This is a genomic window from Wolbachia endosymbiont (group B) of Rhopobota naevana, assembly GCF_947250615.1.
GTDB lineage: Bacteria > Pseudomonadota > Alphaproteobacteria > Rickettsiales > Anaplasmataceae > Wolbachia.
In genome coordinates this window covers 1484436-1501927 of record NZ_OX366333.1, presented here as the reverse complement: position 1 = coordinate 1501927, position 17492 = coordinate 1484436, and the positions used below count along the sequence as shown (strand labels likewise).

Sequence of the window (17492 nt, the reverse complement as noted above, 5' to 3'; positions counted from 1 at the left end):
ACCCCTTTTTTGTAAATAACATATTTTGGTATTATCTACCATACTTTTCCTTTTCAAATTCAAGCAAAGCTAAAATCTTGCTCTCTAAACTTTTCATTATAATTTCTTCATCTTCTTTTTGATGATCATAGCCAAGTAAATGCAGCAATCCATGAACTAACATGTGTGCAGTGTGAGTGAGGATAGATATACAGTACTCATGGGACTCTCTTTCTATTGTATCTACTGCAATTGCTATGTCTCCTAGATCACATTCACTAGATAACTGTTCGCATGGAAATGATAGTACATTAGTTGGCTTATCTATTTCTCTAAACTTAAGATTAAGTTGATGTAGCAAGTTATCATCAGCGAGAGCTATTGATATATTTGGTTTATAATGATCTATTTTTAATTCTTTTAGAGAAGCGTTAATAATATTTAATACAAAACTCTGTGGGTCCTTCGTAATACTATGCCACCTCTTATCAAGAATATTTACTTCTAACATGAATAAAGCACCAGAAAGGACATTATCCCATCACTTGACATTGGAACCCAAAAAAGAAGAATTATAGACCATCGTATCATACACACAACTATACGAATATTGTACACTAGAAGTATGTCATCCCAGTGCTCCGACACTGGGATCCAGGAATTCTGATTAGACATTAGGTGAGTGAATATAAAAGCTATATTAAAACACAACATTTTTAATGTGGTTGCATTACAGCTGGATTCCAGTGTCAAGCACTGCTTTGTGTTTGATGAAAAATCGGCTACTTCGAAACAAACACTCATACAGCTGTATGTTGTGTGCTGAGGTAATATTGTTTGGCAACAGGTATTACACATCACTCATCCTTATTATTTCATTCCACTCAGTCTCTAAAACTGGAGAAACTGATAAACGTGATTGTTTTAATATAACCATATTTTTCAAAAGTGGGTTTTGTTTTATACTGTTTAACGTCACTTGGTTACTTAAAGGTTTCAAAAATTTTACATTCACTAGTCCAAATTTGGAATTATAAACATGATAATACTCCTTTAATACTTCAACTATTCCAAGTATAACTCTCTCTTTACCTGTATGATAAAAAAATGCAAGATCGCCTAATTTCATAGCTCTCATGTAATTTTGAGCTTGATAATTGCATACACCATTCCACTGCGTCACCTGCTCCTTTCCCATTTTTTGCCACGAGTATTCACTTGGCTCTGACTTGAGTAGCCAAAATTGCATTATTTTTTTCTTCTTAAATAAGCTGGTATATCATAAACATTGCTACCCCACTTAACTCTTTCGTTTGTTTGCTCAGTTGAAGCATATTCTTTTGTTTCTAATATTGGAATTTGATTATAAGGCCATTTAAAATTTTTTTCCTCTGCTGGGATCTTGTTTTGATTAACAGATGAATTGTTGTTACAGCTATCAATGCCAGTTGCAAGAACAGAAACTCTAACTCTTCCCTCCATCGCCTGATCAAAAGTAGCACCAAATATTATATTTGCATTTTCATCCACTTCTTCACGCACTCTATTGGCTGCAGCATCAACTTCAAATAGAGTCATATCTCCACCACCAGTAATATTAATCAATATTCCTTGCGCACCTTTCATTGATACATTATCAAGCAATGGATTAGATATCGCAGCCTCTGCAGCACTAATTGCCCTATCTTCTCCTTCTGCCTCTCCAGTACCAATCATTGCTTTACCCATCTCACTCATTACTGTTTCTATATCAGCAAAATCAAGATTAATCAGTCCTGGCATGATCATCAAATCAGTTACTCCTCTTATGCCAATATGCAGAACATTATCGGCGAGTTGAAATGCGTCAGCAAATGTAGTTTTCTCGTTAGCAATTCTAAATAAATTTTGATTGGGAATGACAATAAGTGTATCTACGTATTTTTGCAACTCTTCAAGTCCAAGCTCTGCAATGCGCATACGTCGCACACCTTCAAAACCGAACGGCTTAGTTACAACTCCAACAGTCAGTATCTTTTTTTCTTTTGCTCCTTTATCTTTAACTACCGCTCTTGCTTCTCTGGCTGCTTTTGCAATTACCGGTGCAGCACCTGTTCCAGTACCACCACCCATCCCTGCTGTGATAAAGAGCATATGGCTATCTTTTATATGCTCCATAATTTCATCAATTGATTCTTCTGCTGCACCTTTACCAACATCAGGCAAAGCACCAGCACCAAGGCCCTTAGTTAAGTTAATACCAAGTTGAATTTTTTTATCACATAATGACTTCTCTAACGCTTGAGCATCGGTATTTGCTACAACAAAATTTACTCCTTGTAAATTGGATTGAATCATGTTGTTCACAGCATTTCCACCAGCACCACCCACTCCCACAACGGTAATCCTTGGGTGCAATATGGGTAATTCTGGTAAACTAAGGTCGATTGACATTTAAATTTTACTCAAATATTAGTGAATTCACTTGATAACAAGTTACTATCTTTTTAACAGTATGCAAACATTTTTCATTTTGATATATGCAAATAGTAAACAAGATTTACTTATTCTTAAGATGTAATGATTACAGGCTTTCAAACAACACTACTTAAAACTGCAAAAAAAACAGAAAGTACTTGTAAGTAAAAAAGGACAGAAGCCTGTCCTTTTTGTTGAAAGCATAATTTATACAGGGCGAGTATTCGCCAAGCAAGGCATTACTTTAGGTTCATCAATCATAGTTTTTGGGTCTGTATTATCTTCGTTTACTTTTGCTGCTATTTCGTTAATGTTGCTATTGAGGGCTTTAATTTCCTCTGATTTACCACTGTTTTTATATGCAAGCACAGGTGCAACTATTAGAGCTGCTACTGCAGCAAGAACTATCAAACTAGCAATGAGTGGATGAGCAACTGCAAAATTAGACATTGTAGTAATAGCAGGATTAACAAGTGTTGCAGCTTTTGTTCCAACTGTACCAACAAAGGTTGCATAAGCTGGACTTAAGAAATAAGCAGCCGTAAGCGAAGCTACTGCTGCAATTGCTACAAAAGTAACAACTGTTTCACTCGGATTTTCTTTTACAAGACCCCAACCTTGCACAGGAACTTCTTTAGCTGCTGACCAAAGCCCTTCACTTCTGTATTTATTTTTTATTTCTTCAATTCTTCTCATAACTTTACTCCAAAAATATTAAAATTTCACTAATGGTAGTATATGGCAAAAAAAAGTTGTCTGTCAAGCAGATTAATTTATTTATACATTCTTATTCTGTAATTCAGCGCTTCTGCGATGTGTGCTCTTTTTATTTCCTCACTTTTCGCAAGATCTGCAATGGTTCTTGCGACTCTTAATACACGTGTATAGCCTCGATTGGAAATGTAATTTTCTTTCAGTACGTATTTTAGCAATTCTAACCCTTCCTGATCTGGTTCAGTGAATTTATTTAATGCTTCACCACTGATTTCTGCATTGCAACGAATATTAAATTTACTATAACGCTCAGTTTGAATTTTTCTCGCTGCTATCACCCTTCCTCTTATAAATTCGGTACTTTCTCCCTCCACAGAGATTTCAGGAGAAAGTATGCTAACGTTTGGCATTTCAATACATATGTCTATTCTATCAAGCAATGGTCCTGATATTTTGTTTTTGTAATCTGTGCCACACTTTGGAGCTTTGTTGCACGATCTACTTGCATCACCTAAATAACCGCACCTGCAGGGATTCATTGCAGCTATAAGTTGAAAATTAGCTGGATAAGTAATGTGAGCATTTGCACGTGCAATAGTAACTTTTCTATCTTCAAGTGGTTGACGTAGAGAATCAAGTACAAGCCTTGGAAATTCAGGTAGCTCATCAAGAAATAACACACCATTGTGAGCCATGGTGATTTCCCCAGGCTTTGCATTTTTCCCTCCCCCTATCATCGCTGACATCGAGCATGAGTGATGAGGTTCACGAAAGGGACGAGTTACTTTAAATGTTTCGTTACCGGCTTTTGTTATGCTAGAGATGATATTAACATCAATCATCTCTTGTTCAGTCAAATCGGGTAATAGCCCTATAAATCGCTTAGCAAGCATTGACTTTCCAGTACCAGGAGGTCCAACAAGGAGCATATTGTGTCCACCTGCTGCTGCAATTTCAGCTGCTCTTTTTGCAACAACTTGACCTTTAATATCCTTTATATCTGGAACTGAATTTTTTTCTTTGGGTGCAGCGCTATAGTTAAAAGTTACCGGCTGAATTAACTGCTCACCCTTAAAATGTCTGATAATATCGGTTAATTTCTCTATAGCTAGAATAGAAACATTCTTTACCCATGAAGCTTCTACTCCATTTCCCCTTGGGCAAATTACTCCTTTATTTGCCTGTTTTGCATTGATTGCTGTTGGAAGTACTCCTGAGATTGGTATGACTCTGCTGTCTAGTGCAAGCTCGCCCATAATTATATAAGACTGAACTTTTTCAACTGGTATCACATTCATTACAACAAGTAATCCAACAGCAATAGCTAAGTCATAATGACTACCTTCTTTAAGCAAATCCGCAGGGGAAAGATTAACTGTGATTCTTTTTGGAGGTAGTAGTAAATTAATTGAGTTTAATGCCGCTCTGATGCGCTCTTTAGATTCTGCAACAGTTTTATCCGGCAGTCCAACAATATTGACTGCTAGTACAACATTGCATAATTCTATTATGGCTATTTTGATCAAAATTTGCAAGACTTTTTATGCGAAATACTATATATAGGTGATTGTGGTTGATTTCAATTTGATGAATTAACATTCTAATAATATTTTGCTTAGTCTGCCAATCCACTTGATCAAGCTTTGATTCAACACTTGAGGAAAAGTTTTTCAAGCTATCTGTAACAAGGCTCAATTCTTGTTGTAGTTTTTTTTGATCAAGCGTTCTTTCTTTCTCTTCTTCAATTTCTTTCAAATGTTGTTTCATTGTTGTGATTCTTGGTTCAAATTCTTCTTGGCTTATAAACCCTTTGGCATAGCTATCAATAAATTTTTTGATACTTAATCTTAGCTTACTTTCTTGCTTTTCACGTGTTTGATTATGTAAAGGTTTTTTGTTCTCTGACAATCTACGTTGATATTCATTTGCAATCCTATCTGGCTCTTTCAAGATACTCTTGACTTCTTCCCATATAACTCCATCTAATATATCAGTGCGTATTGATTTATTATCGCAGATTTTATTGCCATTGAATTTGCTAGAGTTTGTACCAGAGCAACGATAGTAATAATATGTCGACTTTTTATGAACGTGGTTTGTACCACAATAAGTATATTGACAACGTTGACATACCATTAAACCTTGCAATAAATATGTTTCTCTTCTTTGTCGTACTCTTGCTCTTTGCCTATTTTCAGTTAGTTGTGCCTGCACTGAATCAAATAAATGCTCATTGATTATTTTTGGTACTGGAATATAAGTCCAATTCTCTTTATCACTATTAAAGCGACCACTTTTAAGTTTACCACAAGTTCCTTTTTTTGATTTTTTTACTTGTGGTTTTGAGCATGTCCTAGTTTTACCATAAGCTGCTTGTCCTATATAAGCAGGATTTTTTAACATGTTCCAAATAGTGCTCCTTTTCCAATACCTTTTTCCTGTTCGTGTTATTACCGGTATCTTATTCAGTTCATGTACAACTTCTCCTATACTTGCTCTTTCTTGGCCAACCCGACTAAATATTTTACGCACTATATTTGCCTCTTCTTCATCAACCTCAAATTGAGCACTTCCTTCACCTACGTGTTTTGCTATGTAGCGATAACCGTAAGGCGCCCTACCCATCACACTTATACACCCAGCTTTAGCTGCATGAAGTTTTCCTCTGCGATTTCGTTCCATAATCTTTGCACGTTCATACTCTGCTATTGCTCCTTGAATCTGTAGAAATAAATGGGAATCAGGATTATCATCAAACTTATGATTTAAAAATACTATTTCAGATCCAGCCTTTTTAAACTCTTCGAGTAAGATCATTTGATATGAAAATTTCCGTGATAGCCGATCAGGTGAATGAATATATATCTTATCAATCTTACCTTCTGCTACTCTATCACGTAAACTCTCTAAGCCAGGACGTTCTAAGTTTGATCCACTGTAGCCATTATCGATGAACCTATGCTCATCTAATAACTCATGTCCATCGCTACTAATGCGACGCTCCAATTCTACAATCTGACTCTCTATCGTATTCTCTTGTGCCTGTTGTCTTGATGAAACTCTTGCATACAAGCTTACGGTTGTCATTTTCTTCTACCTCCTTTATTTTATATTTCAATAATTGTTCATAAGCATCTGCCAAATATGTACCTGCCAACCGACTGGGCTCATAACGGCAATAAATAGTTAAATCCCCTTTTTGCATGTTTTTCTTCCTGTGAATTTTCTTATAGGTTAGGAGACTTCTATTGCCATAGCTAAAAGAAAACGTTTACCATTTTAAACTAAACACCTTAATTTAAAAAAGCTGTCTAGTTCGCGCAAACAAGAAATTCTCCCTAATAAATATACAAGATTTGAAAAAATTATGTCCAAAAAATCTTTACTTGAATTATCATATTATGTATGATATGGCTTATTTAAAGTATCATGAATGTTCATCCAAGTTATGAATTCTGGGAGAGTGATTTAGAGGTTCCCGTTAATCTCTTGCTAGATCGCTTTCAAGATTTAGAATTACGTAAACTATGGCTTGATTCTCTTTCTGGTAGACAATTGAGTATCATTTTTCAGCATTGCTTTAAAAATCATTTAAATGGGCAACTTTTTCAGGACGGAGATTATGACGATAGATCGACTCAACAAAAACGTAAGATACTTACCAGTTACTCTGACTCTCTTTTTGACTATTATCTCATTAGCCACTTTGATCGCACGAAACTTGAGGCTACAGTTAGTGAAGTAGCAAGATTTGCCCTCACTCAAGAGTTAATGAGATCGTACCTGATCAAAAATAATACTAAGTACGATAAAAGATCCTTGTTATTTTTACTGTTTCACATAAGTTGCGAACTTCTAAAATCTGTCTATCACTTTGATAAAGTACAAAAGAAAGGCTTCGTATCATTTGCTCTACAGAAACCACCAAGACAAATAAATACTTCATTTAAGGAATTTATGTCACAAGAATCCGTAGAGCAGATACTTAAGGATGATGACCAGTTGCAGGGTTTTTTCCATCATCAAGATCGAATATATATGTTTGTACGTCGAGGAAGTGACATGGATTTACTGCTTAACTCAAACAAAGTTGTTCATGGCCATAAACCTGAGTGGATGATTTTAAATTTTTCGATTGATGGTACAAAGGTTAATCTCTGTGCTAAAAATACCAATAAAGCTGTGGAAATAGCAAATAGTATTGTAAGTGGTTATTTTAACTGCGAATGTACTTTTGTAAATATACAGGATAAGAACTTTCTACTACAAGTGCATAAATTCCTTCAAGCATGTATAGAGGGTTCTGACCCTAATATTTGTATATTTGAGTTAAATTTTAAGTCAGATTATTTTAAAAATAGTAATACATATCTTACTTTAAGTGTAAAGCCGTATGATCCTATTGCACCAGAGTTACATATTTTAAAGCCAGCTATTGGCAACATACTACAATCTATTCAATCAGCTAAAGTAATGTTCCAAAACAAAAAGGTAACATTTTCTTTCAAATCAAGTGGGGAAATTTATTATTCAGAGCATCCGCTCAATAAAAAAGAAAGAGAGGACCTGAAGAAACATATGGAACAATCTTATGGTCTTAAAATCCTTTCACGAGCAAATTGCTGATCTTTTAAGTTCAAATAGTTCTTGGGTTAATCCAAGTCAAAATCACATTAAAGCAGCAAGATACTTATTTGATCTTGGATTGATAAAAATGCAAGAAAGGTACTATATTGTTTGCTCTCGTGAAGAAGATCATCTTGATTGGCCAAATGTAATTGATCCAAGTTGTAGCAATGAGATTTTTATCGATCCAGACTTTGATGAAGCATGTGATGACGCTATTTGTGAAAACTGTTCTCGTCATATTTTGCCTAATACTTATAAAAAACAGAGATTTCATCTCTTATCCATATACTTAAATATAGAGAAAATCATAGACTGGTTTGAAACAAAGTTGAATGATTCAAGACTTATGTGGGGAAAAATGGAAAAAGGAGTTTATTATACTTGTGATCAAGGTCATATTGTAAATCTAATAATCCTTGATTTTTGTACTGATGCGATATTTTTAACCATAGATAAACTGAGAGTCCATCCGACAGTTCTCATTACTCTAAAAAAAGATATACCTAATCTATTATTGAGCCTATATGTAGTGCGAATGGTAGAACTGTTTTGCCAGTATAAGACTGTAACTGAGATATTCCAAGAGGCAGCTAAAAAAGGAGTACCAGAGGTAGTAGAAAATACTTCTTTGCAAGTTTTACCAGCTTCATATATTTCGCTTAAACGTGTTGAACCAATTGTGCCAATAAAGCTTTTGGAGTTACAGGTAGTTAAAGGTATGGTATATGTTAATAGCGTTGAAGTTATAAATAAAAAAGCTGCATCATGCCTTAATATTTTTCGAATATTGTTCAAGCAATTTTTACATGACTGTGAGAAAGAGTTACCACCTGAAAAACATACACTTCTCAATATTAATCAGTTAGAAAAACTCTTGGGACTTAGTTTAGAAGCAGATTTAGAACATCAAATCAGAAAACCATTAAACAAGATGCAAAAAACGATCAAAGCTACATTGGCTGAGAAATTAGGATTAAGTATTGAACGTGATGATGTAATACAAACCCTTGGTTGGCAAAGATCATCACATGGTTATCGTATTAACCCTTTTACTTTGACTATAAAAAAATAGAGTTTTTTGTTATCAAAAATAGTTTTTTTCGGGAATGTTCAAAAAAGTGTGTCAAACCGAGAAATAAAAATAAAATAGAAACAAAAAATAGAGGTTTGATATATGAGTTACAAAATAGAAAATGGAACGACTGGCCTGGTAGATTACAAAGAGCTGGAAGCAAATATACTGTCATCAATAAGGGAAGGTAAACCATTGATGGGGAGAGATGGAGCATTAACACCATTTGTAAAAAGGCTGCTGGAAGCAAGTCTAGAAGGTGAAATAGAGCATCATTTATCCAATGAAAGAGAAGAAAAGAATCGAAGAAACGGAAAGAATGGCAAAACTTTGAAGACGAGTGCAGGTTCATTTGAACTATTGACACCAAGAGATAGAGAGGGAAGTTTCGAACCACAGATAGTGAAAAAAAGGCAAACAAGCTTACATCCAGAACTTGAAACAAAGGTCTTGAACATGTTTGCAAGCGGTGTGGGATACAGGGATATAGCATCCTATGTGGAAGAAATCTATGACCATAAAATATCTGCAGCAGAGATATCTGGAATTACAGATAAATTACTGCCTATAATCAATGAATGGAGGAGTCGTCCCCTACAATCAGTATACCCGATAGTATTTATGGATGGGATGTTTTTTAAGGTCAAAGAGAATGGACATTGCATAAGTAAATGCATGTACAATATATTAGGAATAGACCAAAATGGCAGAAAAGAAGTACTGGGTTTTTACTTAGCAGAAAGTGAGGGAGCTAACTTCTGGCTAGGCGTATTAAATGACTTAAAAGAGAGAGGAGTAGAAGACATTTTGATAGCTTGTGTTGACGGTCTGAAAAGCTTCCCTACAGATATAAATAGCGTATTTCCCAATGCTGAGGTACAGTTATGCATTGTGCACCAAATAAGAAATTCACTAAAATACGTATCCAGCAAAGATATAAAAGTTTTTATGAATGATTTGAAAAAAATATACCGTGCTACAAGTAGAGAAATCGCCGAAAATTATTTACTTGAACTGGAGGAAAAATGGGGTGAAAAATATCCTTTAGTCATAAAATCGTGGCAAAACAATTGGGAAAATTTGTCTAGTTATTTTAAGTATTCTGGCCCTGTTAGAAGGCTAATTTATACCACCAATCCAATTGAGGGGTTGCACAGACAAATCAGAAAATTTACTAAAACCAAAGGTTCATTTACCAGTACAAATGCCTTGTACAAATTGGTATATTGTGCTATAAAAAAGATAGAGCAAAAATGGGCTATGGCTTTGCCTAATTGGGCTCTAACTATATCTCAACTTGATATCTTTTTTCCTGATAGGTTAAAAATTGAGTTGAACTAAAAATTCGCTTTGACACACTTTTTTGAACATTCCCTAATTTGGATTATCTATTTTACTAATGCTGCTTATTACTTTGCCATTACCATTTGATATAGCCAAACTATAACTATCACCATCCTTCATTATTTTGATGGATACCTTATCTTCAGGTAACACTATAAGCTTTTTCGTGTCACTATCGTGAATTAGAAATTTGCCATCTTTAAAGTAATACTTGTCTTCCGGCAAAGCACCAATCTTATAATCCCATGTATGCAGTTTGTTCCAAAAATCTAACACAGATTGCTTATCTGCTCCTTCTGCTCTATTATACAAGGCTTTCACATCATTATAATCTATGATTACATTTGCCTTATGCTTTCCTTCTACATCTCGATCATAGCTCTTTTCTATTTTCAAGATTGTGTCTTTCAACACTACCTGCTCTTTCTCCTCCACTGAAGCTGACCTTTTTGCCCTTGTTGGAATTTGTGGTTGATCAGACTGTATTTCACTATTGTCGTTTGATACAGTTCTCTCTTCAGCAACAACATTAGTAGTACTATGAACTTCTGTCTTAGTTTCACTTAATTGCCCTTTTGGACTTTCGGTTTGTTTCTCTTTTGTGAATATTCTCTGATAGTCCGTGTAGCCTCTGTTAGTATCGCCGATATCGCCACTGCCTTGATCGAAAGTTATTTTTTTGCTTCCATTTCCCATATTCTCAATTTCAACTTGAGGAGAAACAGATGCGAGGAAATCATTATAGCTGTAGTTATAATCAGCAGAAAAGAATATTTTTCCTTTGAAGTTATGGAAATTATTAGATAACATTCCAATTTCTTCATCAGTATCACCATCAAATGGTTTTACTTTAGTGAAATATGTTTGATCTTTTATTCTAACTATTTGACCACTCGAGTTTCTTTGTATCTGATAATCATTTGGATCATGTTTAATTGTAAAAAGTTTACCAGGGGCATATTTTTCTAAGTTTATAAGGCCCACATTTATATGTTTATGAGAATAATCTCTCTTTTCATATTCATGTGCAAATACTGGGTCAATATATTTGTATTCGTCTGGTATGCTACTGTATTCTCTTCCTTCAGAATCAGATGGTGCTAATTTATATTGTCCATCTTTTTCCACCAATTTTAGGTGAGTAACATTGCCTGGCAATTGAAACCTTACGTTTTTTCCATGATCATGAATGAACAAGTTACTTTCATTTATAACTTCACCTCTTTCATTTTTCATCTCTTCAGTGATATAGAAGCCCATATTTTTGAATGCATGTAGATTTTCGCCTCCTTGCTTTACAACCGCTTCGTATACATCGTCGTCTGTTCTATCAGTCCCTTTATCATCCAATAATGTTCCTTTTTCTACGATTACGCCGCTTTCTCTTTGCTCATCAGAATATTGAGCATGCTTTGAATCCTGATGATTTAGAATTTTGGTCCCTCTAAGAAGCAGAGAATCTAAATCTTTTTGAATGTGTCCAGTGCTAGGATGCAACAATTCATTTTCATGTAAATGTGCTTCATCAAAGTATTCATCACGTTCAACTGTTCTGCCATCTATCAGAGAAGCTTTATAATGACCATTTTCTTTTGTAATAGCCATATAAGCACCACCGTCATATTGAGTATTCAAGTTGTGCAATATGTCCTCAAAAACAAAAGTTTCTTTAGTTTGACCTTCAACTTGCTTAAAAAAGCCCGATTCGCTCGACAACTCTCCAAGCTTTGTATTCCCATCATATATAGATAGTGCACCCATATCTCCGTGACCAAGAGCTTTGATAGAGAAAACTTTACCTTCTTGTAGATTAATATGAGCACCTCTGATTAGGTTTGGATCGATATTAACCATCTCTTCTAACATCTTTTCTACGTCAATGTTCTGAGTTTCTTTTACTTGTTTCAAGCCAGCGTTTATGGTTTTATCAAGCAAATCATCTTTCAGTTGTGTATATTTGTCCTGTGTAGCATTATATAATCTCTTATCTTCATTATGATAATTAGTGCTGGCTGAATTGCATTTTTCTACAAATTTCTCATAAGAGATCTCTCCTCTTTTGTATTGCTCGTATGCATCATGACGCTGTGTTTCTTCCTGTTCACGCAGGCTTTTCAACACATCATTATATTTTATATCCTTCTGCTTATCTAAGTCTTCTTTCCCATCATAGTAAGATTTTCTAAGATCTTCACCATGTTTTGATAATATCCTCAAAGCTTGCATTTTATACTCTTGACTGTTTTGATATTCATTACCTTGTTGATCAGAGTAAGTCAGCTTAACCTGCCCATCAGTAGTTTTTACTGCCTTTAAGAAATGATATTCCTTTGATATATCGAGGGTATCATTTGTTGCCCTATTAACAGCACGAGCATAATCGTAAAATGACACATGCTCTACAGCAGAGAAACTTCCAACGTTTTCTCCATCTATTTTTTCTATATTTGCTTTATAATACGATACATCTTTAATTTCTCCACCCACTATTTCTTGACCAGTTGCTATAAAATCTCCTTTTGTAACTTGCAAAGCGTTGAGATGTTCCATTGCAGTTTCTGTATCATTCTCAGCAAGCCAACTTTTGAAGTCAGCATCATGTCCTTTTATGTCTTTCAAGAAACTTTTTGATTCATCTGAGTTACCTTGACGTAAAGCATCTAGGTAGTCTCTTAATAAACTAGGATCTTTTTCCTGTAAGTACATTATCAACGCATGACCAGTTTTATACACTAAACTGTTTTCTTCACCATTGGCTGAGTATTGTAAATTTAAAATTCCACCTAGATCCAAATTTGCGGCTTCAGTTTTATCAATGCTTGACCCTTGAGCATTGAACTTGTGATCTGAATGATGTTCAAAGTAATCTGCAATTCCCTCCATTAATACTGTAGGTAGAGATTTTCCTCCTGTAGCCAAGTAAGTTAAACCATGTGCAAATTCATGCTGAAGGTTATGAACGCCACCTTGCTGATAGACATACATCTCAGCAAAAATATCAGCTTCTCCTTTGTAGTAACATTTACCACCTTCATCTCCAAGGTAAGAACCAAAACGTTCGCTTCCACCAAGGTGAGTGTAATCAGCCTTATCATCAAACACATAAATTTTGAATGTTTGTTCTGAGCTACCAGGCTCCAGCTTAAATGCATCTTTAAAATTAGTAGCTGTTTCTCTTATCTCACTTTCAATGTGAGCAACTTTACTTGTTCTTAAATCATGAGAATGAACCTCTACTTTGATATTTAAATCTTTAACTTCTATGATATGCTTATTGTTAAAATATTCTTCTTTAGTTATATTTTTATTTACTTGTTGACTGATTGTCATAACTTTAACCTCTAATTTATTAGTCTCCACAATATCAAGCATAAAGCTACTTCCGCTAAGAAAGTGTAAATTCTCATATTGATATAATTTATATCTTAATAAAAAAGTATAGATAGTTAACTCAATATGAAAAATCGAGAATATAGCTAAAATTCCATGGCTGTTAATAAGTAGCGGAATTATAATTAAGAAATTTACTGAGTAGAAAAAAAGGTAAAAAAATCCTTTAGTAGCGAGTTTTATAATGTAAATTGGCGTTGTAATAATGTGCTAACAAGCGCGATTTGGCTGAATGTAGAAAAAATAAAAAAGACATGCAGCCGCTATAATTTTTATGTAATTTGCGAATAAATATCTGAGTTTTTTACTGAATTTTTGTTGTTGAACCCGCGAGGATCAAAAACAAGGATAAGTACTCTTATTGGTATGATAAGGAAAGTGGGAAGGTTTGTCAAGGAGTTTCATTCAGCAAGAAGTCTAAAAGCAAATTGACTTTCATTTCACTGAAGCACTATACTAAGGTTAAGATGGGTAATTAGCTCAGTTGGTAGAGCACTTGCTTGACGTGCAAGGGGTCGCTGGTTCGAGCCCAGTGTTACCCACGTTTTTTTGCTCATAAAAAGATTTTGTATGACAGCAGTGCACAATGGCAAACACTCAATAGCAGAGTCCAAGCGCTTAATTTATTCTATAATAATAGTTGCAATAACAATGCTTATGGAAATAGCAGGTGGAATGATTTCACACTCACTTGCTCTGTTATCAGATGCAGGACATATGCTCACTGATCTTTTTGCCTTGGTTTTAAGCTGGATAGCACACAAATTTTCAGCTAAGAAATCTGATTTACAGAGGTCATATGGGTATCACAGATTGCAGATAATTGCAGCATTTGTTAATGGTTTAACTCTATTTTTCATTGCAGCGGTCATTATAATTGAATCAATAAAGAGATTCATTTGTCCGGTCAATGTTGAATGGAAAGTAATGCTAATAATTGCCACACTTGGCCTGATCTCTAACATTATAGTCTTTTTTATATTACATAGTAAATGCGAAAGTAATATAAACATAAAAAGTGCTGTATTGCATGTTATCGGAGATATTTTAGGTTCTGTAGCTGCTATACTTGCATCCATAATTATCATGTTTACCGGATGGCAAATAGTGGACCCTATTTTGTCAGTATTTGTCAGTGTAATAATCTTAAACAGTGGCTATAAAATTCTCAAGAATTCTTGCCATATACTCCTTGAAGGTACACCTGAGAGTGTATCTGCTGAGGAGATAAAAAGTGAGATTGTATCTAAGTTACCTGAAGTGATAGATGTGCATCATATACATGCATGGTCACTATCTGATAATTATTTTATACTTACTATGCATGCCAAGATAAAGCAAAATGGACAACACACTAATATTTTGTATGAGATAAAAAAAATACTATTAAATAGGTTCGAAATTGCGCACTCTACAGTTGAAATTGAATACGATGAGTGCGTAGACAGTAAAATACTTAAGCATTGACATCTATAGGCTATTTGTTATTACTACAATATCATAATATTATAGAGAGTAGGCTATGATAGGTGTTTCCCAAATACAATTTCCTGGAAAGGATTCTTACAGATTAAAGACAGCAAGTTACTTCGCAGCTTTTGTTTCTTTAAGCATTTTAGTTAATCCTGCCAATGTCTTTTTATCTTTTGCCACATTGTTTTTTAGATCTGAAATAAAAACTTTTTACGTTTATAAAGACATAAAAGCTGCAAAGCAGGAAAAAATAAGTAAAAAGGAATATTGGGAAATATTTTTTGAGAAAAATAAAATTAAGATAGCATCTTTCCTTTTATTTTTTGCTTCTGTAACATATCTAACTTTTACAATTACTTTTCTACTTGTTTCGTTACTTGCAACAATACCACTTGCAATGGTTTTAATTCTATTACAAAGTGAATTAAGGCCAAAGGATTTTAATCCATTTACGTTACTCAAAGCTGCTATTAGTTTCTTTTTAGAAGGCATAAAAGAAAATACTCGCAGTATGACAAATAAGTTTGATGGTACTTATGAGCATTTACTGCCCCATCAATTGAATGACGATATTAGTAATAATATTAGTAAGTTAATACGCAAATATGATCCAGTACCAGAAGACACTATTAATGATGAGGGATTTAAAGAGTTTATTGAATATATAAATCACTTACATATGCTTGATGGTCAACCATTTAGTAATGAGAATAAGGGAAAATTAGTAATGTTTTTGCAAGATTTTTGCAAAGGTAATGAGAAACATAGCTCTGGTTTCACTGGTGGACAAATTCTTCTGTTAGTTCTTAGAGCCTGCAATGATGGAGATAGAGAAGCTGTAAAAAATAAAAAAGACGCGTTAATTGCAAATTTACTGGATAGTCAAACTTTCTCTAGAAAAGAACGAATTCCTAACACATGTTTTACTGGTGTTATCTACAGAATGTTAAGTACATTAGAGGGTATTCATTCCGATCCAGAGATTAAATTTACACCACCTAGACAAATGCTCCTTACAGAAGCAGAAAATGAAGCACGTAAGTTTATGTTAGACAGGCTAAAAAATAAGAAGAACAGTAAAGAAATTCTTAGGGCTTGGCATAACGCCCAAAATAATTATGAAGATGATAAAAGTCAAAAAGTAGTTGATGATTTTATTGCAGAAGTAAGCGTTCCTTTAATGAGAAGGTTGCTAAGTTTTACTTCTCAGTATAGTGAACAAATTGTGCTGACATTAATGAAAAATATCAGCTCTGTAAAGTTAAATAAATTAGAGCACTTTGTGTTGGGTCAGCACATGAGAGATAGACTGCAGGAGCATGCTTTAGATGACCAACTCGAAAATATCAAAGAAAAAGTCTTTTTGAAGCTTTTAAACCAAAATTTACTTAGGATAGATTTTTCTCTTAAGGATTCATTTTTGAATGAAGCTAAGGGAATAGCTGACGAAATAATAAAAGAAGAAGTAGAGAAATTTAGGTCAGAAACTGCTGAAAAGGCTAGGAAAGTTAACCCTATAGAAGCTCAAATAGATGCTACATTGCAAAATCTGTCAGCCTTGCCACGAGAAAGGAAGTGTTGCATTGCATATAACAGACTAAATGGACAATATAAAGGTGATGAAAGAGAAATAATGGAGAACATCTTACTAAAAAAATTAGAGATAACGAAAGAAGAAATGAATAAGATGCTAGAAGAGTATGATATACGTAAGCTAAAATTAGCACTTGATGATGCATGTAAAAAAAGTGGAAAAAACATGGAAGAAATAATAAAAGAAGTAGAAGAAGTGGTCTCAAGTCGTCTCTCACATGGAGTATCCGCTAGTAATGTAGCAGAAGGAATGAGACATAGCTCATAAAAACTTACGTTCTCTGCCTTGCAGAAGATTTGCAATATTTTTGTAATGCTTCAAGAAAATTAATATCGCTACAGTGAGTAGTATAAGGAATAACTCCTTTTGAAAAAAGAAAGATGCTATAACAGCTGCTGCAGTAGCAGCCAAGGAAGCAAGAGAGGAGTACCGAAAGATAAAAAATACTATTAGCCAGACAAATACAAATGCTAATGCTATAGAAATGTTAAGTGCTATCAAAACTCCCAAAGTTGTTGCAACCCCTTTTCCTCCATTGAACCTTAGCCAAATAGGAAACATATGCCCTAGAACTGCTAAAATTGCAGATACATATATATAAAAATCGTTATTATCACAAAATTGTTGTGCTGTATAAACCGCGACAAATCCTTTCAAAGAGTCTAAAAATAATGCGAGGACAGCAAGTCTCTTATTTCCTGTTCTTGCAACATTTGTAGCACCAATGTTTCCTGAACCTACTTCTCTTAAATTTATACCATTTATTTTTGCAATAATTAAGCTAAACGGTATTGAACCGATTACGTAAGATAATATAAGAATTATATATTTCTCCATTAT

General features: G+C 34.3%; 13 protein-coding genes and 1 tRNA gene. 6 read left to right on the top strand and 8 right to left on the bottom strand.

Annotation, left to right across the window (positions count from 1 at the left end; translation table 11 throughout):
* Positions 1-31: 31 nt before the first annotated feature.
* From ybeY to OOL01_RS07220, 6 genes are all read right to left on the bottom strand, one after another.
* Positions 32-490, bottom strand: coding sequence for an rRNA maturation RNase YbeY (gene ybeY, locus OOL01_RS07245; protein ID WP_015587883.1), 459 nt, complete (start codon positions 488-490; stop codon positions 32-34).
* Positions 491-829: 339 nt separating this feature from the next.
* Positions 830-1228, bottom strand: a complete 399-nt coding sequence (locus OOL01_RS07240; protein WP_064085650.1) for an EVE domain-containing protein — start codon at positions 1226-1228, stop codon at positions 830-832.
* Entirely contained in the window at positions 1228-2412 is a 1185-nt protein-coding gene (gene ftsZ / locus OOL01_RS07235; RefSeq protein WP_264375783.1) for a cell division protein FtsZ, read from the bottom strand. Before ftsZ ends, OOL01_RS07240 begins: the two co-directional genes overlap by 1 nt.
* A 231-nt stretch (positions 2413-2643) precedes the next feature.
* The gene (locus OOL01_RS07230; RefSeq protein ID WP_264686693.1) at positions 2644-3132 is read right to left on the bottom strand and encodes a hypothetical protein; all 489 of its coding nucleotides are present in this window, start codon (positions 3130-3132) and stop codon (positions 2644-2646) included.
* A gap of 77 nt (positions 3133-3209) precedes the next feature.
* On the bottom strand, positions 3210-4676 hold the full coding sequence (locus tag OOL01_RS07225; protein WP_264686692.1) for a YifB family Mg chelatase-like AAA ATPase: 1467 nt from the start codon (positions 4674-4676) through the stop codon (positions 3210-3212).
* Positions 4606-6237, bottom strand: coding sequence for a recombinase family protein (locus OOL01_RS07220; protein WP_264686691.1), 1632 nt, complete (start codon positions 6235-6237; stop codon positions 4606-4608). Before OOL01_RS07220 ends, OOL01_RS07225 begins: the two co-directional genes overlap by 71 nt.
* A 342-nt stretch (positions 6238-6579) precedes the next feature.
* On the opposite strand from OOL01_RS07220, the gene OOL01_RS07215 reads away from it, so the two are divergent.
* The 3 genes from OOL01_RS07215 (at position 6580) to OOL01_RS07205 (ending at position 10192) form a co-directional block, all read left to right on the top strand.
* The gene (locus tag OOL01_RS07215) at positions 6580-7776 is read left to right on the top strand and encodes a hypothetical protein (protein WP_264686690.1); all 1197 of its coding nucleotides are present in this window, start codon (positions 6580-6582) and stop codon (positions 7774-7776) included.
* Positions 7742-8851 (top strand): hypothetical protein, encoded by a 1110-nt coding sequence (locus OOL01_RS07210; protein WP_141457035.1) that lies wholly within the window; start codon positions 7742-7744, stop codon positions 8849-8851. Before OOL01_RS07215 ends, OOL01_RS07210 begins: the two co-directional genes overlap by 35 nt.
* 102 nt (positions 8852-8953) lie before the next feature.
* The gene (locus tag OOL01_RS07205) at positions 8954-10192 is read left to right on the top strand and encodes an IS256 family transposase (protein WP_264686429.1); all 1239 of its coding nucleotides are present in this window, start codon (positions 8954-8956) and stop codon (positions 10190-10192) included.
* 33 nt (positions 10193-10225) lie between these two features.
* Here the strand turns inward: OOL01_RS07205 and OOL01_RS07200 are convergent, their stop codons facing one another.
* Positions 10226-13525, bottom strand: a complete 3300-nt coding sequence (locus tag OOL01_RS07200; protein WP_264686689.1) for a peptidase M2 — start codon at positions 13523-13525, stop codon at positions 10226-10228.
* A 529-nt stretch (positions 13526-14054) separates the two neighbouring features.
* Between OOL01_RS07200 and OOL01_RS07195 the strand changes: the two genes are divergently transcribed.
* The 3 genes from OOL01_RS07195 to OOL01_RS07185 all read left to right on the top strand — a co-directional run bounded on the left by OOL01_RS07195 (position 14055) and on the right by OOL01_RS07185 (position 16919).
* Positions 14055-14127 (top strand) — tRNA-Val (locus OOL01_RS07195).
* 28 nt (positions 14128-14155) lie between these two features.
* Complete coding sequence (locus OOL01_RS07190) at positions 14156-15052, top strand: cation diffusion facilitator family transporter (RefSeq protein WP_264686688.1); 897 nt, start codon at positions 14156-14158, stop codon at positions 15050-15052.
* Positions 15053-15107: 55 nt separating this feature from the next.
* Positions 15108-16919 carry a hypothetical protein gene (locus tag OOL01_RS07185; RefSeq protein ID WP_264686687.1) on the top strand — a complete coding sequence of 604 codons (1812 nt, stop codon included), beginning with the start codon at positions 15108-15110 and terminating at the stop codon, positions 16917-16919.
* Here OOL01_RS07185 and plsY read toward each other — a convergent pair.
* Positions 16914-17489 carry a glycerol-3-phosphate 1-O-acyltransferase PlsY gene (gene plsY / locus OOL01_RS07180; protein ID WP_052264701.1) on the bottom strand — a complete coding sequence of 192 codons (576 nt, stop codon included), beginning with the start codon at positions 17487-17489 and terminating at the stop codon, positions 16914-16916. The genes OOL01_RS07185 and plsY overlap by 6 nt on opposite strands.
* Between the last annotated feature and the right edge of the window lie 3 nt (positions 17490-17492).